Source organism: Pseudomonas sp. Z4-7, assembly GCF_051131965.1.
In the GTDB taxonomy this organism is placed as follows: domain Bacteria; phylum Pseudomonadota; class Gammaproteobacteria; order Pseudomonadales; family Pseudomonadaceae; genus Aquipseudomonas.
Map to the genome: position 1 here is coordinate 5,450,699 of NZ_CP071642.1, position 26,336 is coordinate 5,477,034.

Annotated in this window: 33 protein-coding genes; all 33 read right to left on the reverse strand. The window is 55.9% G+C overall.

What is annotated here, in order from left to right; all coding sequences use genetic code 11:
• Nucleotides 1-23: 23 nt before the first annotated feature.
• The gene (locus J3P91_RS24465; RefSeq protein WP_003176403.1) at nucleotides 24-1,025 is read right to left on the reverse strand and encodes a DNA-directed RNA polymerase subunit alpha; all 1,002 of its coding nucleotides are present in this window, start codon (nucleotides 1,023-1,025) and stop codon (nucleotides 24-26) included.
• Between the two features lie 22 nt (nucleotides 1,026-1,047).
• Nucleotides 1,048-1,668 (reverse strand): 30S ribosomal protein S4, encoded by a 621-nt coding sequence (gene rpsD / locus J3P91_RS24470; protein WP_003176404.1) that lies wholly within the window; start codon nucleotides 1,666-1,668, stop codon nucleotides 1,048-1,050.
• An 18-nt stretch (nucleotides 1,669-1,686) separates the two neighbouring features.
• A complete protein-coding gene (gene rpsK / locus J3P91_RS24475) occupies nucleotides 1,687-2,076 on the reverse strand; it encodes a 30S ribosomal protein S11 (protein ID WP_002555466.1) in 390 nt (129 codons plus the stop codon).
• A 30-nt stretch (nucleotides 2,077-2,106) separates the two neighbouring features.
• Complete coding sequence (gene rpsM, locus J3P91_RS24480) at nucleotides 2,107-2,463, reverse strand: 30S ribosomal protein S13 (protein WP_009045849.1); 357 nt, start codon at nucleotides 2,461-2,463, stop codon at nucleotides 2,107-2,109.
• A 130-nt stretch (nucleotides 2,464-2,593) separates the two neighbouring features.
• Entirely contained in the window at nucleotides 2,594-2,710 is a 117-nt protein-coding gene (gene rpmJ / locus J3P91_RS24485) for a 50S ribosomal protein L36 (RefSeq protein ID WP_002555468.1), read from the reverse strand.
• Between the two features lie 30 nt (nucleotides 2,711-2,740).
• Entirely contained in the window at nucleotides 2,741-4,069 is a 1,329-nt protein-coding gene (gene secY, locus J3P91_RS24490; RefSeq protein WP_018612224.1) for a preprotein translocase subunit SecY, read from the reverse strand.
• Nucleotides 4,070-4,507 carry a 50S ribosomal protein L15 gene (gene rplO, locus J3P91_RS24495; protein WP_003186032.1) on the reverse strand — a complete coding sequence of 146 codons (438 nt, stop codon included), beginning with the start codon at nucleotides 4,505-4,507 and terminating at the stop codon, nucleotides 4,070-4,072. It abuts the gene before it with no gap.
• Between the two features lie 3 nt (nucleotides 4,508-4,510).
• The gene (rpmD, locus tag J3P91_RS24500) at nucleotides 4,511-4,687 is read right to left on the reverse strand and encodes a 50S ribosomal protein L30 (RefSeq protein ID WP_003176408.1); all 177 of its coding nucleotides are present in this window, start codon (nucleotides 4,685-4,687) and stop codon (nucleotides 4,511-4,513) included.
• A gap of 2 nt (nucleotides 4,688-4,689) precedes the next feature.
• Complete coding sequence (gene rpsE / locus J3P91_RS24505) at nucleotides 4,690-5,190, reverse strand: 30S ribosomal protein S5 (RefSeq protein WP_003186035.1); 501 nt, start codon at nucleotides 5,188-5,190, stop codon at nucleotides 4,690-4,692.
• Between the two features lie 3 nt (nucleotides 5,191-5,193).
• Nucleotides 5,194-5,544: a 50S ribosomal protein L18 gene (gene rplR, locus J3P91_RS24510; RefSeq protein WP_003186037.1), complete on the reverse strand. Its 351-nt coding sequence runs from the start codon at nucleotides 5,542-5,544 to the stop codon at nucleotides 5,194-5,196.
• A 10-nt stretch (nucleotides 5,545-5,554) separates the two neighbouring features.
• A complete protein-coding gene (gene rplF, locus J3P91_RS24515; protein ID WP_003186039.1) occupies nucleotides 5,555-6,088 on the reverse strand; it encodes a 50S ribosomal protein L6 in 534 nt (177 codons plus the stop codon).
• Nucleotides 6,089-6,100: 12 nt separating this feature from the next.
• On the reverse strand, nucleotides 6,101-6,493 hold the full coding sequence (gene rpsH, locus J3P91_RS24520) for a 30S ribosomal protein S8 (protein ID WP_003186040.1): 393 nt from the start codon (nucleotides 6,491-6,493) through the stop codon (nucleotides 6,101-6,103).
• A 210-nt stretch (nucleotides 6,494-6,703) separates the two neighbouring features.
• A complete protein-coding gene (gene rpsN, locus J3P91_RS24525; RefSeq protein WP_003186042.1) occupies nucleotides 6,704-7,009 on the reverse strand; it encodes a 30S ribosomal protein S14 in 306 nt (101 codons plus the stop codon).
• A gap of 13 nt (nucleotides 7,010-7,022) precedes the next feature.
• Nucleotides 7,023-7,562: a 50S ribosomal protein L5 gene (rplE, locus tag J3P91_RS24530; RefSeq protein WP_030140492.1), complete on the reverse strand. Its 540-nt coding sequence runs from the start codon at nucleotides 7,560-7,562 to the stop codon at nucleotides 7,023-7,025.
• A 22-nt stretch (nucleotides 7,563-7,584) separates the two neighbouring features.
• Entirely contained in the window at nucleotides 7,585-7,899 is a 315-nt protein-coding gene (gene rplX / locus J3P91_RS24535; protein WP_003176416.1) for a 50S ribosomal protein L24, read from the reverse strand.
• 11 nt (nucleotides 7,900-7,910) lie between these two features.
• Nucleotides 7,911-8,279, reverse strand: coding sequence for a 50S ribosomal protein L14 (gene rplN / locus J3P91_RS24540; protein ID WP_002555479.1), 369 nt, complete (start codon nucleotides 8,277-8,279; stop codon nucleotides 7,911-7,913).
• A 23-nt stretch (nucleotides 8,280-8,302) separates the two neighbouring features.
• On the reverse strand, nucleotides 8,303-8,569 hold the full coding sequence (rpsQ, locus tag J3P91_RS24545; protein ID WP_003194644.1) for a 30S ribosomal protein S17: 267 nt from the start codon (nucleotides 8,567-8,569) through the stop codon (nucleotides 8,303-8,305).
• A 2-nt stretch (nucleotides 8,570-8,571) separates the two neighbouring features.
• On the reverse strand, nucleotides 8,572-8,763 hold the full coding sequence (rpmC, locus tag J3P91_RS24550; protein WP_002555481.1) for a 50S ribosomal protein L29: 192 nt from the start codon (nucleotides 8,761-8,763) through the stop codon (nucleotides 8,572-8,574).
• Nucleotides 8,763-9,176, reverse strand: a complete 414-nt coding sequence (rplP, locus tag J3P91_RS24555) for a 50S ribosomal protein L16 (protein WP_003186052.1) — start codon at nucleotides 9,174-9,176, stop codon at nucleotides 8,763-8,765. Before rplP ends, rpmC begins: the two co-directional genes overlap by 1 nt.
• Nucleotides 9,177-9,188: 12 nt before the next feature.
• Entirely contained in the window at nucleotides 9,189-9,875 is a 687-nt protein-coding gene (gene rpsC, locus J3P91_RS24560) for a 30S ribosomal protein S3 (protein WP_003176422.1), read from the reverse strand.
• Nucleotides 9,876-9,888: 13 nt separating this feature from the next.
• On the reverse strand, nucleotides 9,889-10,221 hold the full coding sequence (gene rplV / locus J3P91_RS24565) for a 50S ribosomal protein L22 (protein WP_003103908.1): 333 nt from the start codon (nucleotides 10,219-10,221) through the stop codon (nucleotides 9,889-9,891).
• 11 nt (nucleotides 10,222-10,232) lie between these two features.
• Complete coding sequence (gene rpsS, locus J3P91_RS24570) at nucleotides 10,233-10,508, reverse strand: 30S ribosomal protein S19 (protein WP_002555486.1); 276 nt, start codon at nucleotides 10,506-10,508, stop codon at nucleotides 10,233-10,235.
• A 16-nt stretch (nucleotides 10,509-10,524) separates the two neighbouring features.
• The gene (gene rplB / locus J3P91_RS24575) at nucleotides 10,525-11,349 is read right to left on the reverse strand and encodes a 50S ribosomal protein L2 (RefSeq protein ID WP_003186055.1); all 825 of its coding nucleotides are present in this window, start codon (nucleotides 11,347-11,349) and stop codon (nucleotides 10,525-10,527) included.
• 14 nt (nucleotides 11,350-11,363) lie between these two features.
• Nucleotides 11,364-11,663: a 50S ribosomal protein L23 gene (gene rplW, locus J3P91_RS24580; protein WP_275928280.1), complete on the reverse strand. Its 300-nt coding sequence runs from the start codon at nucleotides 11,661-11,663 to the stop codon at nucleotides 11,364-11,366.
• Complete coding sequence (gene rplD, locus J3P91_RS24585; RefSeq protein WP_186615425.1) at nucleotides 11,660-12,262, reverse strand: 50S ribosomal protein L4; 603 nt, start codon at nucleotides 12,260-12,262, stop codon at nucleotides 11,660-11,662. Before rplD ends, rplW begins: the two co-directional genes overlap by 4 nt.
• A gap of 12 nt (nucleotides 12,263-12,274) precedes the next feature.
• On the reverse strand, nucleotides 12,275-12,910 hold the full coding sequence (gene rplC / locus J3P91_RS24590; RefSeq protein ID WP_003186059.1) for a 50S ribosomal protein L3: 636 nt from the start codon (nucleotides 12,908-12,910) through the stop codon (nucleotides 12,275-12,277).
• A gap of 80 nt (nucleotides 12,911-12,990) precedes the next feature.
• Nucleotides 12,991-13,302, reverse strand: a complete 312-nt coding sequence (rpsJ, locus tag J3P91_RS24595) for a 30S ribosomal protein S10 (RefSeq protein WP_003186070.1) — start codon at nucleotides 13,300-13,302, stop codon at nucleotides 12,991-12,993.
• 157 nt (nucleotides 13,303-13,459) lie between these two features.
• Entirely contained in the window at nucleotides 13,460-14,653 is a 1,194-nt protein-coding gene (tuf, locus tag J3P91_RS24600) for an elongation factor Tu (protein ID WP_003186071.1), read from the reverse strand.
• A 30-nt stretch (nucleotides 14,654-14,683) separates the two neighbouring features.
• Nucleotides 14,684-16,789, reverse strand: a complete 2,106-nt coding sequence (fusA, locus tag J3P91_RS24605) for an elongation factor G (protein WP_053125865.1) — start codon at nucleotides 16,787-16,789, stop codon at nucleotides 14,684-14,686.
• Nucleotides 16,790-16,819: 30 nt separating this feature from the next.
• On the reverse strand, nucleotides 16,820-17,290 hold the full coding sequence (rpsG, locus tag J3P91_RS24610) for a 30S ribosomal protein S7 (protein WP_003186074.1): 471 nt from the start codon (nucleotides 17,288-17,290) through the stop codon (nucleotides 16,820-16,822).
• 102 nt (nucleotides 17,291-17,392) lie between these two features.
• Nucleotides 17,393-17,764 carry a 30S ribosomal protein S12 gene (gene rpsL, locus J3P91_RS24615; protein WP_003186084.1) on the reverse strand — a complete coding sequence of 124 codons (372 nt, stop codon included), beginning with the start codon at nucleotides 17,762-17,764 and terminating at the stop codon, nucleotides 17,393-17,395.
• Nucleotides 17,765-17,980: 216 nt separating this feature from the next.
• A complete protein-coding gene (gene rpoC, locus J3P91_RS24620) occupies nucleotides 17,981-22,180 on the reverse strand; it encodes a DNA-directed RNA polymerase subunit beta' (RefSeq protein WP_305498443.1) in 4,200 nt (1,399 codons plus the stop codon).
• Nucleotides 22,181-22,244: 64 nt separating this feature from the next.
• Nucleotides 22,245-26,318: a DNA-directed RNA polymerase subunit beta gene (gene rpoB / locus J3P91_RS24625; RefSeq protein ID WP_434571472.1), complete on the reverse strand. Its 4,074-nt coding sequence runs from the start codon at nucleotides 26,316-26,318 to the stop codon at nucleotides 22,245-22,247.
• Between the last annotated feature and the right edge of the window lie 18 nt (nucleotides 26,319-26,336).

Genomic DNA, 26,336 nt, shown 5'->3' on the forward strand with positions numbered 1-26,336 from the left:
ACAACGTTCGGTGATTACGACGATCAGGCAGTCGCCTTGTCGTCCTTCTTAAGACTTGCAGGCGGCCAGTTGTCGAGGCGCATGCCGAGGGACAGACCGCGGGAGGCCAGAACGTCCTTGATTTCAGTCAAGGATTTCTTGCCAAGGTTCGGAGTCTTCAACAGCTCTACTTCGGTACGCTGAATCAGGTCACCGATGTAGTAGATGTTTTCCGCCTTAAGGCAGTTAGCCGAACGTACAGTCAGTTCCAGATCGTCAACCGGGCGAAGCAGGATCGGATCGATCTCGTCTTCCTGCTCGATAACCACTGGCTCACTGTCACCCTTGAGGTCGACGAACGCAGCCAACTGCTGTTGCAGGATGGTTGCAGCGCGGCGGATAGCCTCTTCAGGATCCAGGGTACCGTTGGTTTCCAGATCAATAACCAGCTTGTCCAGGTTGGTACGCTGTTCGACACGGGCGTTTTCCACCACGTATGCGATACGGCGAACCGGGCTGAACGAAGAGTCAAGCTGCAAGCGACCGATGCTGCGGCTTTCGTCTTCATCGCTCTGACGCGAGTCTGCCGGTTCATAACCACGACCACGAGCTACGGTGAGCTTCATGTTCAGGGCGCCGTTAGACGCCAGGTTAGCGATTACGTGATCGGGGTTAACGATCTCGACATCATGATCCAGCTGAATATCGGCAGCGGTAACCACCCCCGAACCCTTCTTCGACAAGGTCAGCGTAACTTCGTCACGACCGTGCAGCTTGATAGCCAGACCTTTTAGGTTCAACAGGATTTCAATTACGTCTTCCTGTACACCTTCGATGGCGCTGTACTCGTGGAGCACACCGTCAATCTCGGCCTCGACTACTGCACAGCCGGGCATTGAGGACAACAGGATGCGGCGCAGCGCGTTGCCCAGGGTGTGGCCGAAACCACGCTCGAGAGGCTCGAGTGTGATCTTGGCGCGGGTTGGACTGACAACCTGCACATCAATATGGCGGGGTGTCAGGAACTCATTTACCGAAATCTGCATGGATGCACCTATTTTCTAGCCCTTACTTGGAGTAGAGCTCGACAATCAGGCTTTCGTTGATGTCGGCGGACAGATCACTGCGAGCAGGAACGTTCTTGAAAACGCCCGACTTCTTCTCAGTGTCTACTTCTACCCATTCTACGCGGCCACGTTGGGCACACAGATCGAGAGCTTGGACAATGCGAAGTTGGTTTTTTGCTTTCTCGCGAACAGCAACCACGTCACCAGCACGAACCTGGTAGGACGGAACGTTCACGGTCTGGCCGTTAACGCTGATCGACTTGTGCGATACCAGCTGACGGGATTCGGCACGAGTAGAACCGAAACCCATACGGTATACAACGTTGTCCAGACGGCATTCGAGCAGCTGCAACAGGTTTTCACCGGTTGCGCCTTTCTTGCCAGCAGCTTCTTTGTAGTAGCCGCTGAATTGACGCTCGAGAACGCCGTAGATACGACGGACCTTCTGCTTTTCACGCAGTTGGGTGCCGTAATCGGACTGGCGACCGCGGCGTTGGCCGTGGATACCAGGTGCTGCTTCAATGTTGCACTTCGATTCGATCGCGCGCACGCCGCTCTTCAGGAAGAGATCGGTGCCTTCGCGACGAGCGAGTTTGCATTTTGGACCAATGTAACGAGCCATTCTTTACAATCTCCTGGATTACACGCGGCGCTTCTTCGGCGGACGGCACCCGTTGTGCGGGATTGGCGTCACGTCGGTGATGCTGGCGATCTTGTAGCCACAGCCGTTCAAAGCGCGGACTGCGGATTCACGACCTGGACCTGGACCTTTGACGTTGACGTCGAGGTTTTTCAGGCCGTATTCCAGCGCAGCTTGACCAGCACGTTCAGCAGCTACTTGAGCAGCGAACGGGGTGGACTTGCGGGAACCGCGGAAACCCGAACCACCGGAGGTAGCCCAGGAAAGAGCGTTACCTTGACGGTCGGTAATGGTCACGATGGTGTTGTTAAAAGATGCATGGATGTGGGCGATGCCATCAACCACTGTCTTTTTAACTTTTTTACGAGGACGAGCAGCAGGTTTTGCCATGATTAAATTCCTGTCGATTCGCTGGGGCGATTACTTGCGGATCGGCTTACGCGGACCTTTACGGGTACGCGCGTTGGTCTTGGTACGCTGACCGCGTACTGGCAGACCACGACGATGACGCAGACCGCGATAGCAACCGAGGTCCATCAAGCGCTTGATTTTCATGTTGATTTCGCGACGCAGGTCACCTTCAGTGGTGAACTTCGCCACTTCGCCACGCAGCTGTTCAATTTGCTCGTCGCTCAGATCCTTGATCTTTGCTGCTGGGTTGACCCCAGTCTCTGCACAAATTTTCTGTGCAGTAGTGCGACCAACACCATAGATGTAGGTCAGCGAGATAACAGTATGCTTGTTATCTGGAATGTTGACGCCTGCAATACGGGCCATTCAGTGGGACTCCAATTGACAGCTACCTACGCCCCGGAAGCCAAGAAATAGGGCGCGAGATAATATCGCTGTAATAACAAATAATCAACCCGGCAGCGCACTAGCTGCCGGGCTTAAAGCACAATCACACTCAGCCTTGGCGCTGTTTGTGACGCGGTTCCGCGCTGCAAATTACCCGAACAACACCTTCGCGGCGAATAATCTTGCAGTTACGGCACAGCTTTTTCACCGATGCACGAACTTTCATCACCAACTCCTCGAACCTTATGGACGCTACTCAGCGCAACATGCCGCTGCCGTAGCCCTTCAGGTTGGCTTTCTTCATCAGGGATTCGTACTGGTGCGAAACGAGGTGCGATTGTACTTGGGACATGAAGTCCATCACAACCACGACCACGATCAGCAACGAGGTCCCGCCAAGGTAGAACGGAACGTTTGCCGCAACCACCAGGAACTGGGGAAGCAAGCACACGGCCGTCATGTAAAGAGCACCGAACAAGGTCAAACGCGTCAGAACGCCATCAATGTAGCGCGCCGACTGCTCGCCTGGACGGATACCCGGAATAAAGGCACCGGACTTCTTCAGGTTTTCCGCTACGTCTTTCGGATTGAACATCAACGCCGTATAGAAGAAGCAGAAGAAAATAATCCCTGCACTAAACAGCAGAATATTCAACGGCTGACCAGGAGCGATCGACTGCGAGATGTCCTGCAACCAGCCCATACCTTCAGACTGGCCGAACCAGGCACCCAACGAAGCCGGGAACAGCAAGATGCTGCTCGCGAAAATGGCCGGGATAACGCCGGCCATGTTCACCTTCAACGGCAAGTGGCTGGTCTGCGCAGCAAATACCTTGCGGCCCTGCTGACGCTTGGCGTAGTGAACAGCGATACGACGCTGGCCACGCTCAATGAACACCACGAAACCGATAATCGCTACTGCCAGCAAACCGATGGCAACCAGGGCGAAGATGTTGATATCACCCTGACGCGCAGACTCGAAAGACTGCCCGATCGCTCTCGGAAGACCGGCGACGATACCTGCGAAGATCAACATCGAGATACCGTTGCCAACACCACGCTCAGTAATCTGCTCACCCAGCCACATCATGAACATCGCACCCGCCACAAAAGTGGTTACCGCGACGAAATGGAAGCCAAAGTCACCAGTGAACGCTACGCCCTGCCCCGCCAGACCGATGGACATGCCAACAGCCTGGACGAGAGCGAGGACGACAGTGAGGTAGCGGGTGTACTGGCTGATCTTGCGACGGCCAGCTTCACCTTCCTTCTTCAACTGCTCCAGCTGCGGACTGACAGCGGACATCAGCTGCATGATGATCGATGCCGAAATGTACGGCATGATCCCCAGTGCAAAGATGCTCATCCGCTCCAGCGCGCCGCCGGAAAACATGTTGAACAAGCTAAGAATGGTCCCCTCATTCTGTCGAAACAGGTCCGCGAGTCGGTCCGGGTTGATACCTGGAACCGGGATGTGTGCGCCTATTCGGTAGACGATAATCGCCAGGAACAGAAAACGCAGACGAGCCCAGAGTTCAGACATACCGCCTTTGCCGAGCGCAGAGAGAGCACCTTGCTTAGCCATTTATTCCTCGAACTTGCCGCCAGCTGCTTCGATAGCCGCACGCGCACCTTTGGTGGCGCCGATTCCCTTTCCGATGGTGACAGCACGAGCAACTTCGCCCGACAGCATGATTTTCACACGCTGTACGTTCTGGTTGATCACGTTGGCATCCTTCAGGGACTGCACGGTGACGATGTCGCCATCCACCTTGGCCAGTTCGGACAGACGCACTTCTGCGCGGTCCATGGCTTTCAGGGAAACGAAACCGAACTTCGGCAGGCGACGATGCAGCGGCTGTTGACCGCCTTCAAAGCCTGGAGCAATGGTGCCACCGGAGCGGGAGGTCTGACCCTTGTGGCCACGGCCACCGGTCTTGCCCAAACCACTACCGATACCACGGCCCGGACGATGCTTTTCGCGACGGGAACCCGGCGCTGGACTCAGATCATTGAGTTTCATCGATTAACCCTCGACACGCAGCATGTAGTAAGCCTTGTTGATCATCCCGCGATTCTCGGGAGTATCCTGGACTTCTACAGTGTGACCGATGCGACGCAGACCCAGACCCTTAACGCACAGTTTGTGGTTAGGGATGCGGCCGGTCATGCTTTTGATCAGCGTAACTTTTACGGTAGCCATGATCAGAAGATCTCCTTGACGCTTTTGCCACGCTTGGCGGCAATGGATTCAGGAGATTGCATTGCTTTCAAACCCTTGAAGGTGGCGTGAACCACGTTTACCGGGTTAGTCGAGCCGTAGCACTTGGCCAGAACGTTCTGAACGCCAGCAACTTCGAGGACAGCACGCATAGCGCCGCCAGCGATGATACCGGTACCTTCAGAAGCAGGCTGCATGTACACCTTCGAAGCGCCATGGGCAGACTTCATTGCGTACTGCAGGGTGGTGCCGTTCAGATCAACCTGGATCATGTTGCGGCGAGCAGCTTCCATTGCCTTCTGGATCGCAGCAGGCACTTCACGCGACTTGCCACGGCCGAAGCCAACACGCCCTTTACCATCACCTACCACGGTCAACGCGGTGAAAGTGAAGATACGGCCGCCTTTAACGGTTTTGGCTACGCGGTTAACTTGAACCAGCTTCTCGATGTAGCCTTCGTCGCGCTTTTGGTCGTTATTTGACATAACTTAGAACTCCAGCCCAGCTTCACGAGCAGCATCAGCCAGCGCCTTGACGCGGCCGTGGTACTTGAAGCCAGAGCGGTCGAAAGCCACCTGCGAGACGCCAGCGGCTTTAGCACGCGTAGCGACCAGCTGGCCAACCTTAGTGGCCGCGTCGATGTTGCCAGTGGCGCCATCACGCAGTTCTTTATCCAAAGTCGAGGCACTTGCCAGGACTTTGTTGCCGTCGGCCGAAATGACCTGGGCGTAGATGTGCTGCGACGAGCGGAACACGCAGAGACGCACGACTTCGAGTTCGTGCATTTTCAGGCGTGCTTTGCGAGCGCGACGCAGTCGAGTAACTTTTTTGTCGGTCATTTGCTATGCCCTACTTCTTCTTGGCTTCTTTACGACGGACGACTTCGTCCGCGTAGCGCACACCTTTGCCTTTGTACGGCTCTGGTGGACGGAAGTCGCGGATCTCGGCGGCCACTTGACCTACCAGCTGCTTGTCGATGCCCTTGATCAGGATATCGGTCTGGCTAGGAGTCTCAGCGGTGATGCCTTCCGGCAGTTCATAATCCACTGGGTGCGAGAAGCCAAGAGCCAGGTTCAGCACTGTGCCTTTTGCTTGCGCTTTGTAACCAACACCGACCAGCTGGAGCTTGCGCTCGAAGCCTTGGCTTACGCCTTGGACCATGTTGTTTACCAACGCACGAGTGGTACCAGCCATTGCGCGAGTCTGTTGATCGCCATTGCGAGCAGCGAAACGCAGCTCACCAGCTTCTTCAACGATCTCAACGGACGAATGGATGTTCAGTTGCAGAGTGCCCTTGGCACCCTTCACCGAAAGCTGTTGGCCTGCGAATTTGACTTCGACACCGGCTGGCAGCTTAACGGGGTTCTTAGCGACGCGTGACATGCTTATCCCCCCTTAGAACACAGTGCAAAGAACTTCGCCGCCGACACCGGCAGCGCGCGCAGCACGATCCGTCATCACACCTTTGTTGGTGGAGACGATAGACACACCGAGACCGCCACGAACTTTTGGCAGATCATCGACGGACTTGTACTGACGCAGGCCTGGACGGCTAACGCGCTTCACTTCCTCGATGACCGGACGGCCTTCGAAGTACTTAAGCTCGATGGACAGCAGAGGCTTGATTTCGCTGCTGATCTGATAACCCGCAATGTAACCTTCGTCCTTCAGGACTTTGGCAACAGCTACCTTCAACGTAGAAGATGGCATGCTTACGACGGACTTTTCAGCCATCTGGGCATTACGGATACGAGTTAGCATGTCCGCTAACGGGTCCTGCATACTCATGGGCTAGACGCTCCTAATACACAAAAAATTAGCCTTTCGGCTAGTACGTGTCGCCGAGCGCATCCGTGCAATAAAAACACGGGCTCAGGCGAGCCGGGTATTCTAGACACACCCCACAAATGAATCAAGCCCCAAAAGGGGCTTGATTCAAGTTCAAGGTCACCGACGGTCAGGATCTTGCGATCCCGAGCGCCGCGACTTTGACAGTGCTTACCAGCTGGCCTTGACCAGACCTGGAACGTCACCACGCATTGCAGCTTGACGCAGCATGTTACGGCCGAGGCCGAACTTGCGGTACACGCCGTGCGGACGACCAGTCAGGCGGCAGCGGTTACGCATGCGCGAAGCGCTGGCGTCACGTGGCTGCTTCTGCAGTGCTACGGTAGCTTCCCAACGCGCTTCTGGACTTGCGTTCAGATCAACGATGATAGCTTTCAGCGCTGCACGCTTGGTGGCGTACTTGGCAACGGTGAGCTGACGCTTCAGCTCACGGTTCTTCATGCTCTTCTTGGCCATTGTCCTACTCCAATCAGTTGCGGAACGGGAATTTGAAAGCACGCAGCAGTGCGCGACCTTCTTCATCCGTCCGAGCAGTGGTGGTCAGGGTAATGTCCAGACCGCGGAGAGCGTCAATCTTGTCGTAATCGATTTCCGGGAAAATGATCTGCTCTTTCACGCCCATGCTGTAGTTGCCACGACCATCGAAGGACTTGGCATTCAGGCCGCGGAAGTCGCGAACCCGAGGCAGGGAGATCGACAGCAGACGATCCAGGAACTCGTACATACGCTCACGGCGCAGGGTCACTTTGACGCCGATCGGCCAACCTTCACGGACTTTGAAGCCAGCGATGGATTTCCGAGCGTAAGTCACAACGACTTTCTGACCGGTGATCTTTTCCAGGTCGGCTACAGCGTGCTCGATGACTTTTTTGTCGCCGATCGCTTCGCCCAGACCCATGTTCAGGGTGATTTTGGTAACGCGCGGAACTTCCATCACGTTCGAAAGCTTAAGTTCTTCCTTAAGCTTCGGTGCGATTTCCTTCCGGTAAATCTCTTTTAGTCGTGCCATGGTCTCATCTACCTAGCAGTGTTCAAGCATCAACCGCTTTTTGGGTCGACTTGAAGACACGAATTTTCTTGCCGTCTTCTACTTTGAAACCAACGCGGTCAGCCTTGTTGGTTTCGCCGTTGAAAATGGCGACGTTAGAAGCATCCAGTGGAGCTTCTTTTTCGACGATACCGCCCTGCACGCCCGACATCGGGTTAGGCTTGGTATGACGCTTGACCAGGTTCAGACCGCCAATAACCAAACGGTTGTTAGCGAGAACCTTAAGCACCTTACCGCGCTTACCTTTGTCTTTGCCGGCGATCACGATGATCTCGTCGTCACGACGAATCTTTTGCATGTCGGATCTCCTTACAGCACTTCTGGGGCGAGCGAGACGATCTTCATGAACTTCTCAGTACGAAGCTCACGGGTCACTGGCCCAAAGATACGGGTGCCGATTGGCTCTTGCTTGTTGTTCAACAGAACAGCAGCGTTGCCATCAAAGCGGATGATGGAGCCGTCAGCACGACGAACACCGTGGCGAGTGCGGACTACAACAGCAGTCATCACTTGGCCTTTCTTCACCTTACCGCGAGGAATTGCTTCCTTGACGGTAACTTTGATGATGTCACCGATACCAGCGTAACGACGATGGGAGCCACCCAGCACCTTGATGCACATAACACGGCGAGCGCCGCTGTTATCGGCCACATCGAGCATGGATTGAGTCTGAATCATATAATTTCTCCGACCCCTAGCCCTTAGACTTCCACAGCGCGTTCGAGAACATCAACCAACGCCCAAGATTTGGTCTTGGCCATCGGACGAGTTTCACGAATAGTGACTTTGTCGCCGATGTGGCACTGATTGGTTTCGTCGTGCGCGTGCAGCTTAGTCGAACGCTTAACGTATTTACCGTAGATCGGGTGCTTAACGCGACGCTCGATCAGAACGGTGATGGTTTTGTCCATCTTGTCGCTGACAACACGGCCAGTCAGCGTACGGACAGTTTTTTCGGCTTCAGCCATGATTACTTACCTGCCTGCTGGTTGAGCACAGTTTTCACGCGAGCGATGTCACGCTTAACTTGCGAGAGCAGATGAGACTGCCCCAACTGGCCAGTTGCCTTCTGCATACGCAGATTGAACTGGTCGCGCAGCAGGCCGAGCAGTTGCTCGTTCAGCTGCTGTGCTGATTTTTCACGAAGTTCATTCGCTTTCATCACATCACCGTCCGTTTAACAAAGGAGGTGGCGAGCGGCAGCTTTGCAGCAGCCAGGGCGAAAGCCTCACGCGCCAGCTCTTCAGAAACACCCTCGATTTCATACAGGACTTTGCCTGGCTGAATCTGGGCAACCCAGTACTCCACGTTACCCTTACCTTTACCCATCCGAACTTCGAGTGGCTTCTTGGTGACAGGCTTGTCCGGGAATACACGGATCCAGATCTTGCCGCCACGTTTTACGTGACGGGTCAGAGCACGACGCGCTGACTCGATCTGACGAGCGGTGAGACGACCACGAGCAACAGACTTCAGCGCGAACTCGCCGAAGCTGACTTTGCTACCGCGCAATGCCAGGCCACGGTTGTGACCGGTCATCTGCTTGCGGAACTTCGTACGCTTTGGTTGCAACATTTGGCGTACCCCTTACTTAGCAGCTTTTTTACGAGGCGCTGGTGCTTGTGGTTTCAGTTCTTCTTGGCGACCACCAATTACTTCGCCTTTGAAGATCCAAACCTTTACACCGATCACACCGTAAGTGGTGTGAGCTTCGTAGTTGGCATAGTCGATGTCGGCACGCAGGGTGTGCAGTGGCACACGACCTTCGCGATACCATTCAGTACGTGCGATTTCAGCACCGCCGAGACGACCGCTCACTTGGATTTTGATGCCTTTGGCACCAATGCGCATGGCGTTCTGTACAGCGCGCTTCATAGCGCGACGGAACATTACGCGACGCTCCAGCTGCTGAGCTACGCTCTGCGCAACCAGCATACCGTCGAGCTCCGGCTTGCGGATCTCTTCGATATTGATGTGCACAGGCACACCCATTTGCTTGGTCAGGTCCTGACGCAGTTTCTCAACATCTTCACCTTTCTTCCCGATAACGATACCTGGACGAGCGGTGTGGATGGTGATACGTGCAGTCTGAGCCGGACGATGGATATCGATACGGCTGACGGACGCGCTTTTTAGTTTGTCTTGGAGATACTCACGCACCTTCAGATCAGCGAACAAGTAGTCCGCATAAGTCCGACCGTCTGCGTACCAGACGGAGGTGTGCTCCTTGACGATTCCCAGGCGAATGCCAATGGGATGTACTTTCTGACCCATCTCTTCGACTCCGTTACTTGTCAGCAACCTTGACAGTGATATGGCAAGACCGCTTGACGATGCGATCAGCACGGCCTTTGGCACGTGGCATGATGCGCTTCAGCGAACGCCCTTCGTTGACGAAAACGGTGCTGACCTTCAGGTCATCAACGTCTGCGCCTTCGTTATGCTCGGCGTTGGCTACGGCCGACTCCAGCACTTTTTTCATGATCTCGGCGGCTTTCTTACTGCTGAAAGCCAACAGGTTGAGCGCTTCGCCCACCTTCTTCCCGCGGATCTGGTCGGCGACCAAGCGGGCTTTCTGGGCGGAGATTCGAGCGCCCGACAACTTAGCGGCTACTTCCATTTCCTTACCCCTTAACGCTTGGCTTTCTTGTCAGCCACGTGCCCACGATATGTGCGGGTACCGGCGAACTCGCCCAGTTTGTGGCCGACCATGTCTTCGTTCACGAGAACTGGGACGTGCTGGCGACCGTTGTGTACAGCGATGGTCAGACCGACCATCTGTGGCAGGATCATCGAACGACGCGACCAGGTCTTAACTGGTTTGCGATCGTTCTTTTCCGCCGCCACTTCGATCTTCTTCAGTAGGTGAAGATCAATAAAAGGACCTTTTTTCAGAGAACGTGGCACTGTCGTATCCCTCTATTTACTTGCGACGACGGACGATCATTTTGTCGGTACGCTTATTACCACGAGTCTTCGCGCCCTTAGTCGGGAAGCCCCATGGCGATACCGGATGACGACCACCAGAGGTACGACCTTCACCACCACCATGTGGGTGGTCAACCGGGTTCATGGCAACACCACGAACGGTTGGGCGAACGCCACGCCAGCGCTTGGCACCAGCTTTACCCAACGAACGCAGGCTGTGCTCGGAGTTCGAGACTTCGCCCAGGGTCGCACGGCATTCAGCCAGGACTTTACGCATCTCACCAGAACGCAGACGCAGGGTCACGTAGACACCTTCACGAGCGATCAGCTGAGCCGAAGCACCAGCGGAACGAGCGATTTGCGCGCCTTTACCTGGCTTCAATTCGATGCCGTGTACGGTGCTACCAACTGGAATGTTGCGCAGTTGCAGAGCGTTGCCCGGCTTGATCGGTGCCAGAGCACCTGCGATCAGCTGGTCGCCAGCGCTCACGCCTTTAGGGGCGATGATGTAGCGACGCTCGCCATCTGCGTACAGCAGCAGAGCGATGTGAGCAGTACGGTTTGGATCGTATTCGATACGCTCGACGGTGGCAGCGATGCCATCCTTGTCGTTGCGACGGAAGTCGACCAGACGATAATGCTGCTTATGACCACCACCAATGTGACGAGTGGTAATACGGCCATTGTTGTTACGACCACCAGACTTCGATTTTTTCTCGAGCAGCGGTGCGTGAGGAGCGCCTTTATGCAGCTCCTGGTTGACCACCTTGACCACAAAACGGCGGCCAGGGGAAGTCGGTTTGCATTTAACGATTGCCATGATGCACCCCTTCCTTACTCAGCACTGCTGCTGAAATCGAGATCTTGGCCTGGCTGAAGGGAGATAACTGCCTTCTTCCAGTCATTACGCTTGCCCAGACCGCGAGCAGTGCGCTTGCTCTTACCCAGAATGTTCAGGGTAGTAACGCGCTCTACTTTCACGCTGAACAGGCTTTCGACGGCCTTCTTGATTTCCAGCTTGGTTGCATCGGTTGCAACCTTGAAAACGAACTGGCCTTTCTTGTCTGCCAGAACCGTAGCCTTCTCGGAAACGTGCGGGCCAAGCAGAACTTTAAATACGCGTTCCTGGTTCATCCCAGCAGCTCCTCGAATTTCTTCACGGCCGACACGGTGATCAACACCTTGTCGTATGCGATCAGACTGACCGGATCGGAACCTTGCACGTCACGGACATCGACGTGTGGCAGGTTGCGAGCAGCCAGGTACAGGTTCTGATCAACAGCGTCAGACACGATCAGGACGTCAGTCAGGCCCATGCCATTCAGCTTGTTCAGCAGATCTTTGGTTTTCGGTGCTTCAACAGCGAAGTCCTGAACCACGACCAGACGATCAGTACGCACCAGCTCAGCAAGGATGGAACGCATTGCTGCGCGATACATCTTCTTGTTCAGCTTCTGGGTGTGATCCTGAGGACGAGCTGCGAAAGTGGTACCGCCGCCACGCCAGATAGGGCTACGGATAGTACCGGCACGAGCACGGCCAGTACCTTTCTGACGCCATGGGCGCTTACCGCCACCACGAACGTCGGAACGGGTCTTTTGCTGCTTGCTACCTTGACGGCCGCCGGCCATGTAGGCCACGACTGCTTGGTGAACCAGCGTCTCGTTGAATTCGCCGCCAAATGTCAGTTCGGAAACTTCGATCGCTTGAGCGTCATTTACATTTAATTGCATGTCAGCTTCCCCTTAACCGCGAGCCTTGGCTGCTGGACGTACAACCAAGTTGCCGCCAGTAGCGCCAGGAACAGCGCCCTTGACCAACAACAGATTGCGTTCAGCGTCCACGCGCACTACTTCGAGGGACTGCACGGTCACGCGCTCGGCGCCCATATGACCGGACATTTTTTTGCCCTTGAATACACGACCAGGAGTCTGGCACTGGCCGATAGAGCCTGGAACGCGGTGGGATACGGAGTTACCGTGGGTGTTATCTTGCCCGCGGAAGTTCCAACGCTTGATCGTACCCTGGAAGCCTTTACCCTTGGACTGACCGGTTACATCAACCAGTTGGCCAGCGGCGAAGATTTCAGCGTTGATCAGATCGCCGGCCTGGTACTCACCTTCTTCAAGGCGGAATTCCATTACGGTACGACCAGCGGCAACGTTCGCCTTGGCGAAGTGGCCAGCTTGAGCAGCTGTTACACGCGAAGCACGACGCTCGCCGACAGTGACTTGCACTGCACGATAGCCATCGGTCTCTTCAGTTTTGAACTGGGTGACGCGATTCGGCTCGATCTCAATGACCGTGACCGGAATGGAGACACCTTCTTCGGTGAAAATACGGGTCATACCGCATTTACGACCGACTACACCAATAGTCATGTTGTAAACCTCATGAGTGTACGGGGCTTTCACCCGCTATGGCCGCCCATTTCAGAGCGTTACACGACTAAGACCGAGTCTTAGCCGAGGCTGATCTGCACTTCCACACCGGCCGCAAGATCGAGCTTCATAAGAGCATCAACGGTTTTATCCGTTGGCTGGACGATGTCCAGAACGCGCTTATGAGTACGGATCTCGTACTGGTCACGCGCGTCTTTGTTGACGTGCGGGGAGACCAGAACGGTGAACCGCTCTTTACGGGTAGGCAGTGGAATTGGACCACGCACTTGAGCACCAGTACGTTTCGCGGTTTCCACGATTTCCTGGGTGGATTGGTCGATCAGGCGATGGTCAAAAGCCTTCAACCTGATACGGATTTGCTGATTTTGCATTGGATTTCAGACTCCGGCTGCTATTCCCACCGGGCGCAATACGCCCGTTAAAAGGAGGCGCAATTCTATAGACGCCCCCGATAGGTGTCAACCCAATAAAAAAGCCCCCGCTAAGCGGGGGCTTTTCAACTCACCGAGCCAACTCTACAAGAGAGTCTTACTCGATGATTTTGGCTACGACGCCAGCGCCGACGGTACGACCGCCTTCACGGATAGCGAAACGCAGACCGTCTTCCATTGCGATGGTCTTGATCAGGGTGACAACCATTTTGATGTTGTCGCCTGGCATTACCATTTCAACGCCTTCCGGCAGCTCGCAGTTACCGGTCACGTCAGTGGTCCGGAAGTAGAACTGTGGACGGTAGCCTTTGAAGAACGGAGTGTGACGACCGCCTTCTTCTTTGCTCAGAACGTACACTTCAGCTTCGAACTTGGTGTGCGGCTTGACCGAACCCGGCTTAACCAGAACCTGGCCACGCTCAACGTCGTCACGCTTGGTACCACGCAGCAGAACGCCGCAGTTCTCGCCAGCACGACCTTCGTCGAGCAGCTTACGGAACATTTCAACACCGGTGCAGGTGGTGACGGTGGTGTCACGCAGACCTACGATTTCCAGCGGATCCTGAACCTTGACGATACCGCGCTCGATACGACCAGTCACAACAGTACCGCGACCGGAGATCGAGAATACGTCTTCGATAGGCATCAGGAACGGCTTGTCGATAACACGAACTGGCTCTGGGATGTAGCTGTCCAGAGTTTCTACCAGACGCTTCACAGCGGTGGTACCCATTTCGTTGTCGTCCTGGCCGTTCAGAGCCATCAGAGCCGAACCGATGATGATTGGGGTGTCATCACCTGGGAAGTCGTAAGTGCTCAGCAGATCGCGCACTTCCATCTCAACCAGTTCCAGCAGCTCAGCGTCGTCAACCATGTCAGCCTTGTTCAGGAAGACAACGATGTACGGAACGCCTACCTGACGGGACAGCAGGATGTGCTCACGGGTTTGTGGCATCGGACCATCGGCGGCCGAGCAAACCAGGATCGCGCCGTCCATCTGGGCAGCACCGGTGATCATGTTCTTCACATAGTCAGCGTGACCTGGGCAGTCAACGTGAGCGTAGTGACGAATCGAAGAGTTGTACTCAACGTGCGCGGTGTTGATGGTGATACCACGAGCCTTTTCTTCCGGAGCGCTGTCGATTTTGTCGAAAGCAACAACGGCCGAACCGAAAACTTCGGAGCAGACGCGAGTCAGAGCAGCGGTCAGAGTGGTTTTACCGTGGTCAACGTGACCAATGGTGCCAACGTTGACGTGCGGTAGGGAACGATCAAATTTTTCTTTAGCCACGACAATTAACTCCTTGCCTAAAGGGCTGAATCAGCCTTGCTTTTTAGTAACAGTCTCGACGATATGCGACGGAGCTGTATTGTATTTTTTGAATTCCATAGAGTAGCTTGCGCGACCCTGAGACATGGAACGAACGTCGGTCGCGTAACCGAACATTTCACCCAACGGAACCTCGGCGCGGATAACCTTGCCGGAAACCGTATCTTCCATACCCAGAATCATGCCACGACGACGGTTAAGGTCGCCCATGACATCACCCATGTAGTCTTCAGGCGTAACGACTTCTACTGCCATGATCGGCTCGAGCAACTCACCACCGCCCTTCTGGGCCAGTTGCTTGGTTGCCATGGAAGCAGCCACCTTGAACGCCATCTCGTTGGAGTCGACGTCGTGGTAAGAACCATCAAACACTGTTGCCTTCAGGCCGATCAGCGGATAGCCGGCAACAACGCCGTTCTTCATCTGCTCTTCGATACCCTTCTGGATCGCCGGGATGTATTCCTTAGGAACAACACCACCTACGACTTCGTTCACGAATTGCAGACCTTCCTGACCTTCGTCAGCCGGTGCAAAACGGATCCAGCAGTGACCGAACTGGCCACGACCGCCGGATTGGCGAACGAACTTGCCTTCGATTTCACAGTTCTTCGTGATGCGCTCACGATAGGAAACCTGAGGCTTGCCGATGTTGGCTTCGACGTTGAACTCACGGCGCATCCGGTCAACCAGGATGTCCAGGTGCAGCTCGCCCATGCCGGAGATGATCGTCTGACCAGTCTCTTCATCAGTCTTGACGCGGAAAGACGGGTCTTCCTGAGCAAGTTTGCCCAGAGCGATACCCATTTTTTCCTGGTCATCCTTGGTCTTGGGCTCAACGGCTACCGAGATAACCGGCTCCGGGAAGTCCATGCGAACCAGGATGATTGGCTTGTCAGCGTTGCACAAGGTTTCGCCAGTGGTGACGTCCTTCATGCCGATCAAGGCCGCGATGTCACCAGCGCGTACTTCCTTGATTTCTTCACGGGCGTTTGCGTGCATCTGCACCATACGACCCACACGCTCTTTCTTGCCTTTTACCGAGTTGATCACGCCGTCGCCGGAGGCCAACACGCCCGAGTAAACCCGAACAAAGGTCAAGGTACCCACGAATGGGTCGGTAGCGATCTTGAATGCCAAAGCCGCGAACGGCTCGTCGTCACTTGCGTGACGCTCCATTTCCTCTTCCTCGTTATCCGGGTTGGAACCCTTGATAGCAGGAATGTCGGTTGGAGCAGGCAGGAAGTCGATAACGGCGTCGAGAACCAGGGGAACACCCTTGTTCTTGAAGGAAGAACCGCAAACAGCCAGAACGATCTCACCAGCGATAGTACGCTGACGCAGAGCGGCCTTGATTTCCTCGTTGGTGAGCTCTTCACCCTCGAGGTACTTGTTCATCAGCTCTTCGTTGGCTTCGGCCGCAGCCTCGACCATGTTGCCGCGCCACTTCTCGGCTTCTTCCAGCAATTCAGCAGGAATGTCCTTGCGAACAGGAACCATGCCCTTGTCGGAATCGTTCCAGTAGACAGCTTGCATGTTGATCAGATCGATCTGACCCTGGAAGTTGTCTTCGGAACCGATAGCCAACTGGATCGGCACCGGAGTGTGACCCAGACGCTGCTTGATCTGAGCGATCACGCGCAGGAAGTTGGCACCAGCACGGTCCATCTTGTTTACGTAAACAAGACGTGGAACGCCGTATTTGTTGGCCTGACGCCATACGGTTTCCGACTGAGGCTCAACACCCGAAGTACCGCAGAACACAACGACCGCGCCGTCGAGTACACGCAGGGAACGTTCAACTTCAATGGTGAAGTCTACGTGGCCCGGGGTATCGATAACGTTGAAGCGATGCTCGTGCGGGTACTGCTTCTCGGAACCTTTCCAGAAGGCGGTGATAGCAGCAGAAGTAATGGTAATACCACGCTCCTGCTCCTGCACCATCCAGTCTGTGGTCGCGGCGCCGTCATGCACCTCGCCCATTTTGTGACTTTTGCCGGTGTAAAAAAGGACGCGCTCGGTGGTGGTGGTCTTACCAGCATCCACGTGAGCAACGATACCGATGTTACGGTAGCGATTAATCGGTGTAGTACGAGCCATAAAGCCCTCGCAAATTGAGTGACGCTAAAATTAGAAGCGGTAGTGCGAGAAAGCCTTGTTGGCTTCAGCCATACGGTGCACGTCTTCACGCTTCTTAACTGCAGCACCTTTACCTTCAGCAGCGTCCAACAGTTCACCAGCCAAACGCAGAGCCATGGACTTCTCGCCGCGCTTGCGGGCGAAGTCTACCAGCCAGCGCATTGCCAGGGCGTTACGACGGGAAGGACGAACTTCGACCGGAACCTGGTAAGTAGCACCGCCTACACGGCGCGACTTCACTTCGACCAGCGGAGCGATGGCGTCGAGAGCTTTCTCGAAGATTTCCAGGGGATCGCTGTTCTTGCGTTCCTTAACTTTGTCCAGTGCGCCATAAACAATACGCTCGGCAACGGCTTTCTTGCCGCTCTCCATAACGTGGTTCATGAACTTGGCGAGGATCTGGCTTCCGTATTTCGGATCGTCCAGAATCTCACGTTTGGCTGCTACGCGACGTCTTGGCATGATAAGCCCTCAAGCGGTCTTCAGGTTAGCCCGGGACAGCTCACGCTTGCCCGACCTTACTCTTATCGACTCAATAAAAATGAAAAACTGCAAAACGACCGATTACTTCGGACGCTTGGTACCGTACTTCGAACGACCCTGGTTACGACCTTTGACGCCGGAAGTATCCAAAGAACCGCGGACGGTGTGGTAACGAACACCTGGCAAGTCTTTTACACGACCGCCGCGGATCAGTACCACGCTGTGCTCTTGCAGGTTGTGGCCTTCACCGCCGATGTACGAGGAAACCTCGAAACCGTTGGTCAGGCGCACACGGCATACTTTACGCAGTGCCGAGTTAGGTTTTTTCGGCGTGGTGGTATACACACGGGTGCATACGCCACGACGTTGCGGGCAGTTCTGCAGCGCAGGCACGTCGGATTTCTCGACGATACGCTTACGCGGCTGACGTACCAGCTGGTTGATAGTTGCCATCTACTAGCTCCACTGTTGTCTTGCGACGCTATTGTCTTACAAGAAAAGCAAAATGGCAGGAACGAATTCCCGCCAAATTTAGGGGATCAAGAGTCTAAAGAGGATCTTGTCCCCAGTCAAGGCAAGGCCCCGACCTCCCCACCCGCCGGATCTCGACAATTTGTCTCGATCCGCCGAACGGGGCGACCAGGGCCAGGCACTCAATCAGCTCAGAACTCAGTTACCACTCGAGTTCAGTGCTTCGGTCAGTGCAGCTTCCACTTCACTGGCGCTTACGCGCAACGGCTTGTCTGCTTCACGGCGGCGCTTGCGCTCGCTGTGGTAGGCCAAACCGGTACCGGCCGGGATCAGACGACCCACGACCACGTTTTCTTTCAGGCCGCGCAGGTAGTCGCGCTTGCCGGTTACCGCCGCTTCGGTCAGTACCCGCGTGGTTTCCTGGAAGGAAGCCGCCGAGATGAACGATTCGGTGGACAACGACGCCTTGGTGATACCCAGCAGTACGCGAGTGAACTTGGCAAGGAACTTGTCCTCGTTCGCCAGGCGCTCGTTCTCCACCAGTACGTGAGTCAGTTCCATCTGGTCGCCCTTGATGAAGCTGGAATCGCCGGACTCGGAGATCTCAACTTTACGCAGCATCTGACGCAGGATGGTCTCGATGTGCTTGTCGTTGATCTTCACGCCTTGCAGACGATAAACGTCCTGGATCTCGTTCACGATGTACTTGGCCAGCGCACTCACACCCAGCAGACGCAGGATGTCGTGTGGATCGCTCGGACCGTCGGAAATAACTTCGCCGCGGTTTACCTGTTCGCCTTCGAAGACGTTCAGGTGACGCCACTTCGGAATCAGTTCTTCGTACGGATCGCTACCGTCGTTCGGGGTGATGACCAGACGGCGCTTGCCCTTGGTCTCTTTACCGAACGCGATGGTGCCGCTGACTTCAGCCAGAATCGAGGCTTCTTTCGGACGACGGGCTTCGAACAGGTCGGCAACACGCGGCAGACCACCGGTGATGTCGCGGGTTTTCGAAGTTTCTTGCGGAATACGAGCGATAACATCACCGATCGCGATCCGCGCGCCGTCCGCCACACCGACCAAGGCGTTGGCTGGCAGGAAGTACTGAGCGATTACGTCAGTGCCTGGCAGCAACAGATCCTTGCCGTTGTCGTCGACCATCTTCACGGCTGGACGGATGTCCTTGCCGGCAGCTGGACGATCTTTGGCGTCGAGTACCTCAATGTTGGTCATACCGGTCAATTCGTCAGTCTGACGCTTGATCGTGATGCCTTCTTCCATGCCCACGTAGGTCACGGTACCTTTCATTTCGGTAACGATCGGGTGAGTGTGCGGATCCCACTTGGCCACGATAGCGCCAGCGTCGACCTTATCGCCTTCCTTCACCGAAATCACCGCACCGTACGGCAGCTTGTAGCGCTCGCGCTCACGACCGAAGTCGTCGGCAATCGCCAGCTCACCGGAACGGGACACAGCCACCAGGTGACCGTCGACACGCTCAACGTGCTTCAGGTTGTGCAGACGGACAGTACCGCCATTCTTCACCTGAACGCTGTCGGCCGCGGAGGTCCGGCTTGCCGCACCACCGATGTGGAACGTACGCATGGTCAGCTGGGTACCCGGCTCACCAATGGACTGGGCAGCAATAACGCCGACCGCTTCACCGATGTTCACCTGGTGACCACGAGCCAGATCGCGGCCGTAGCACTTGGCGCAGATGCCGTAGCGGGTTTCGCAGCTGATCGGCGAACGTACGATCACTTCGTCGATGCTGTTGAGCTCGATGAACTCGACCCACTTCTCGTCAACCAGGGTGCCCGCAGGAACGATAACGTCCTCGGTACCCGGCTTGAACACGTCACGGGCAATGACACGACCCAATACGCGCTCACCCAGCGGCTCGACAACGTCACCGCCTTCAATGTGCGGCGTCATGACCAGGCCGTGTTCGGTGCCGCAATCGATCTCGGTCACAACCAGATCCTGCGCCACGTCTACCAGACGACGAGTCAGGTAACCGGAGTTCGCGGTTTTCAACGCGGTATCCGCAAGACCCTTACGAGCACCGTGAGTGGAGATGAAGTACTGAAGTACGCTCAAACCTTCACGGAAGTTCGCGGTAATCGGCGTCTCGATGATGGAGCCGTCCGGCTTGGCCATCAGGCCACGCATACCGGCGAGCTGACGGATCTGCGCAGCAGAACCCCGTGCGCCCGAGTCGGCCATCATGTACATCGAGTTGAACGATTCCTGGTCGACTTCGTTGCCGTGGCGGTCGATGACCTTCTCTTTCGAGAGGTTGGCCATCATCGCCTTGGATACTTCGTCGTTCGCCTTCGACCACAGGTCGATTACCTTGTTGTACTTCTCGCCCTGGGTTACCAGGCCGGACGCGTACTGGCTCTCGATCTCTTTCACTTCCTCGGTGGCAGCACCGATGATGCGGGCTTTTTCATCAGGGATAACGAAGTCGTTAACACCGATGGAAACGCCGGAGATGGTCGAATAGGCAAAACCGGTGTACATCAGCTGGTCAGCGAAGATCACGGTCTCTTTCAGACCAACCACGCGGTAGCACTGGTTGATCAGCTTGGAGATCGCCTTTTTCTTCATCGGCAGGTTGACGACGTCAAACGACAGGCCAGGTGGAACAACCTGGAACAACAGCGCACGGCCGACAGTGGTGTCGACGATGCGAGTGTTCTTGACGCTGCCACCATCACGATCGTTAACGGTCTCGTTGATCCGCACCTTGACCTTGGCGTGCAGTGCGGCTTCGCCAGCACGGAACACCCGGTCGACTTCCTGCAGGTCCGCGAAAACACGACCTTCGCCCTTGGCGTTGATCGCTTCACGCGTCATGTAGTACAGACCCAATACAACGTCCTGCGACGGAACGATGATTGGCTCACCGTTGGCTGGCGACAGGATGTTGTTGGTCGACATCATCAACGCACGCGCTTCGAGCTGGGCTTCCAGCGTCAGCGGTACGTGCACGGCCATCTGGTCGCCGTCGAAGTCGGCGTTGTACGCAGCACAGACCAGAGGGTGCAGCTGGATAGCCTTGCCTTCGATCAGTACCGGTTCAAACGCCTGGATACCCAGACGGTGAAGGGTCGGTGCACGGTTGAGCAGCACTGGGTGTTCGCGAATTACTTCGGCAAGAACGTCCCAGACTTCTGGCAGCTCGCGCTCGACCATTTTCTTGGCGGCTTTGATGGTGGTAGCGAGACCACGCATTTCCAGCTTGCCGAAAATGAACGGCTTGAACAGTTCCAGTGCCATTTTCTTAGGCAGACCGCACTGGTGCAGACGCAGGGTCGGACCTACGGTAATTACCGAACGACCCGAGTAGTCAACACGCTTACCGAGCAAGTTCTGGCGGAAACGACCTTGCTTACCCTTGATCATGTCAGCCAGGGATTTCAGAGGACGCTTGTTCGAACCGGTGATAGCGCGGCCACGGCGACCGTTGTCGAGCAGTGCGTCGACCGCTTCCTGCAACATACGCTTTTCGTTGCGCACGATGATGTCCGGAGCGGACAGATCGAGCAGGCGCTTCAAGCGGTTGTTACGGTTGATCACTCGACGATACAGATCGTTGAGGTCGGAAGTCGCGAAACGACCGCCATCAAGCGGAACCAGTGGACGCAGGTCTGGCGGCAGTACCGGCAGAACGGTCAGCACCATCCACTCTGGCAGGTTGCCGGAACCCTGGAAGGCTTCCATCAACTTCAGACGCTTGGACAGCTTCTTGATCTTGGTTTCGGAGTTGGTTTGCGGAATCTCTTCGCGCAGACGACCAATCTCGTGCTCCAGGTCGATAGCGTGCAGCAGCTCGCGGACAGCTTCGGCACCCATGCGGGCATCGAAATCGTCGCCGAACTCTTCCAGCGCTTCGAAGTATTGCTCGTCGTTGAGCAACTGGCCTTTTTCAAGGGTGGTCATGCCTGGATCGATAACGACATAGCTCTCGAAGTAGAGAACGCGCTCGATATCACGCAGGGTCATGTCCATCAGCAAGCCGATACGGGACGGCAGCGATTTCAGGAACCAGATGTGGGCAACCGGCGAAGCCAGCTCGATGTGCGCCATGCGCTCACGACGAACTTTTGCCAGCGCAACTTCAACGCCGCACTTCTCGCAGATCACGCCGCGATGCTTCAAGCGCTTGTACTTACCGCACAGGCACTCGTAATCCTTTACCGGGCCAAAGATCTTGGCGCAGAACAGGCCGTCACGCTCGGGTTTGAACGTACGGTAGTTGATGGTTTCCGGCTTTTTAACTTCACCGAACGACCACGAACGGATCATCTCAGGCGAGGCCAGTCCAATACGGATGGCGTCGAACTCTTCGACTTGACCCTGGTTTTTCAGCAAATTCAGTAGGTCTTTCAAGGCCTTTCCTCCTGGCGGAGCAGAGAGCGGGCAAGACAGCCCCGCTCTCGATTCGCGTCACGTGTTATTCGGTTTCCAGATCGATATCGATGCCGAGGGAACGAATTTCCTTGATCAACACGTTGAAGGACTCGGGCATGCCCGGCTCCATACGGTGATCGCCGTCCACGATGTTCTTGTACATCTTGGTCCGGCCGTTCACATCGTCCGACTTCACTGTGAGCATTTCTTGCAGAGTGTAAGCAGCACCGTACGCTTCCAGTGCCCAGACCTCCATCTCCCCGAAACGCTGACCACCGAACTGCGCCTTACCACCCAGCGGCTGCTGGGTAACCAGGCTGTAAGAACCGGTAGAACGAGCGTGCATCTTGTCGTCTACCAAGTGGTTCAGCTTCAGCATGTACATGTAGCCAACGGTAACCGGACGCTCGAACTTGTTGCCGGTACGGCCGTCGAACAGCTGCATCTGGCCGCTTTCCGGCAGGTCTGCCAGTTTCAGCATGGCCTTGATTTCGCTTTCCTTGGCACCGTCGAACACCGGGGTAGCCATTGGAACGCCGCCGCGCAGGTTCTTCGCCAGATCCAGGATTTCCTGGTCGGAGAAGGTATCCAGCTCTTCGTTGCGCCCGCCGATCTCGTTGTAGATCTCGTGCAGGAACTTACGCAGGTCCGCGACCTTGCGCTGCTCTTCGATCATGCGGTTGATCTTCTCGCCCAGACCTTTGGCCGCAAGGCCCAGGTGGGTTTCGAGGATCTGACCGACGTTCATACGCGAAGGTACGCCCAACGGGTTGAGGACCACATCGACCGGGGTGCCGTTGGCATCGTGCGGCATGTCTTCAACTGGCATGATCACCGAGACCACACCTTTGTTACCGTGACGACCGGCCATCTTGTCGCCCGGCTGGATGCGACGACGGATTGCCAGGTAAACCTTGACGATCTTCAGCACGCCTGGAGCCAGGTCATCGCCCTGCTGCAGTTTGCGCTTCTTGTCTTCGAACTTGTCGTCCAGCAGACGGCGGCGATCAACGATGTAGGCCTGGGCCTTCTCGAGCTGCTCGTTCAGAGCGTCTTCAGCCATGCGCAGTTTGAACCACTGACCATGCTCAAGACCGTCGAGAACTTCGTCGGTGATTTCCTGACCTTTCTTCAGGCCTGCGCCGCCTTCTGCCTTGTGGCCTACCAGAGCGGAACGCAGACGTTCGAAAGTCGCGCCTTCAACGATACGGAACTCTTCGTTCAGATCCTTGCGGATCTCGTCGAGCTGAGTCTTCTCGATGGACAATGCACGAGCATCACGCTCGACACCGTCACGGGTGAAGACCTGTACGTCGATGACGGTACCCTTGGTGCCGGTAGGCACACGCAGGGAGGTGTCTTTCACGTCGCTGGCTTTTTCACCGAAGATGGCACGCAGCAGTTTCTCTTCCGGAGTCAGTTGGGTCTCGCCTTTCGGAGTGACCTTGCCGACCAGGATGTCGCCTGCGCCTACTTCGGCACCTACGTAAACGATACCGGCTTCGTCCAGCTTGTTCAGTGCAGCCTCACCCACGTTCGGGATGTCCGCAGTGATTTCTTCCGGGCCAAGCTTGGTGTCACGGGCCACACAGGTCAGTTCCTGAATGTGGATCGTGGTGAAGCGGTCTTCCTGAACCACACGCTCGGACAGGCAGATGGAGTCTTCGAAGTTGAAGCCGTTCCATGCCATGAACGCGATGCGCATGTTCTGACCCAGTGCCAGTTCACCCATGTCGGTGGACGGGCCGTCGGCCATGATGTCGCTGCGCTGAACCCGATCACCCTTGCTCACCAGCGGACGCTGGTTGATGCAGGTGTTCTGGTTGGAGCGGGTGTACTTGGTCAGGTTGTAGATGTCGACACCGGCTTCGCCAGTTTCAACTTCGTCATCGGCAACACGAACCACGATACGGCTGGCATCGACGGAGTCGATCACGCCACCACGACGAGCCACGACGCAAACGCCGGAGTCGCGGGCAACGTTACGCTCCATGCCGGTACCTACCAGCGGCTTGTCGGCACGCAGGGTCGGTACAGCTTGACGCTGCATGTTCGAACCCATCAACGCACGGTTGGCGTCGTCGTGCTCGAGGAACGGGATCAGCGACGCAGCAACCGAAACTACCTGCTTGGGCGATACGTCCATCAGGGTGACGTCTTCCGGCGCCTTGACGGTGAACTCGTTCAAGTGACGAACCGCTACCAGCTCGTCGGTCAGGACTTTCTTGTCGTTCATCGTGGCCGAAGCCTGGGCGATCACATGATCAGCTTCTTCGATGGCGGACAGGAATACGATCTCGTCGGTAACCAGGGCGTCTTTCACCACACGGTACGGGCTTTCAAGGAAACCGTACTGGTTGGTGCGCGCATAGGCAGCCAGGGAGTTGATCAGACCGATGTTCGGACCTTCCGGCGTTTCGATCGGGCATACGCGACCGTAGTGAGTCGGGTGTACGTCACGAACTTCGAAGCCTGCACGCTCACGAGTCAGACCGCCTGGGCCGAGTGCGGAGACACGACGCTTGTGGGTGATCTCGGACAGCGGGTTGTTCTGGTCCATGAACTGCGACAGCTGGCTCGAACCGAAGAACTCCTTCACCGCCGCAGCCACTGGCTTGGCGTTGATCAGGTCTTGCGGCATCAGGCCTTCGCTTTCAGCCATCGACAGACGTTCCTTGACCGCGCGCTCGACACGCACCAGGCCAACACGGAACTGGTTTTCGGCCATCTCGCCTACGCAGCGGACACGACGGTTACCCAGGTGGTCGATGTCATCGACGATGCCTTTGCCGTTACGGATGTCGACCAGGGTCTTGAGCACCGCAACGATGTCGTCCTTGTTCAGCACGCCCGAACCTTCGATCTCGGTACGACCGATACGACGGTTGAACTTCATCCGGCCGACCGCAGACAGGTCATAGCGCTCAGGGCTGAAGAACAGGTTGTTGAACAGGGTCTCGGCGGCATCCTTGGTTGGTGGCTCGCCAGGACGCATCATGCGATAGATCTCTACCAGGGCTTCCAGTTGGTTGCCGGTGGAGTCGATCTTCAGCGTATCGGAGATGAACGGACCGCAGTCGATATCGTTGGTGTACAGAGTCTCGATGCGAACAACCTGAGCCTTGGCGATTTTCGCCAGGATCTCGGTGGTCAGCTCGGTGTTGCACTCGGCAATGATCTCGCCAGTGGCCGGATGCACGATGACCTTGGCGGTGGTGCGACCCAGGACGTAGTCCATCGGCACCTGCAGCTCTTTGATCCCGGCTTTTTCCAGCTGGTTGATGTGGCGAGCGGTGATACGACGACCTTGCTCGACAATAACCTTGCCCTTGTCATCCTGGATATCCAGGACGGCGATTTCACCGCGCAGGCGCTGAGGCACCAACTCCAGGCTCAGGTTTTCACCCTGCACATGGAAGACGTTGGTGGTGTAGAACGCGTCCAGCACTTCCTCGGTGGTATAGCCGAGCGCGCGCAGCAGTACCGATGCAGGCAGCTTGCGACGACGGTCGATACGCACGAATACGCAGTCTTTCGGGTCGAACTCGAAGTCCAGCCACGAACCGCGATAAGGAATGATGCGCGCGGAGTAGAGCAGTTTGCCGGAGCTGTGCGTCTTGCCACGGTCGTGGTCGAAGAACACGCCCGGAGAACGGTGCAGCTGGGAAACGATTACACGCTCGGTACCGTTGATTACGAAGGTACCGTTTTCAGTCATCAGGGGGATTTCACCCATGTAGACTTCTTGCTCTTTGATGTCCTTGATCGCTTTGTTCGACGATTCTTTGTCGAAAATGATCAGGCGCACTTTTACCCGCAAAGGTACGGCGTAAGTCACACCGCGCAATACGCATTCTTTGACATCAAATGCCGGCTCGCCCAGGCGATAACCGACGTACTCCAGCGCAGCATTGCCGGAGTAGCTGATGATCGGGAAAACGGATTTGAAGGCCGCATGCAGGCCCACGTCGCGGAACTGATCTTTAGTCGCTCCCGCTTGCAAGAATTCACGATACGAATCCAGCTGGATGGCCAGGAGGTACGGCACATCCATGACGTCCGGCAACTTGCTAAAGTCCTTGCGGATACGTTTTTTCTCAGTATATGAGTAAGCCATCAGCGTTCCCCAGCTTGG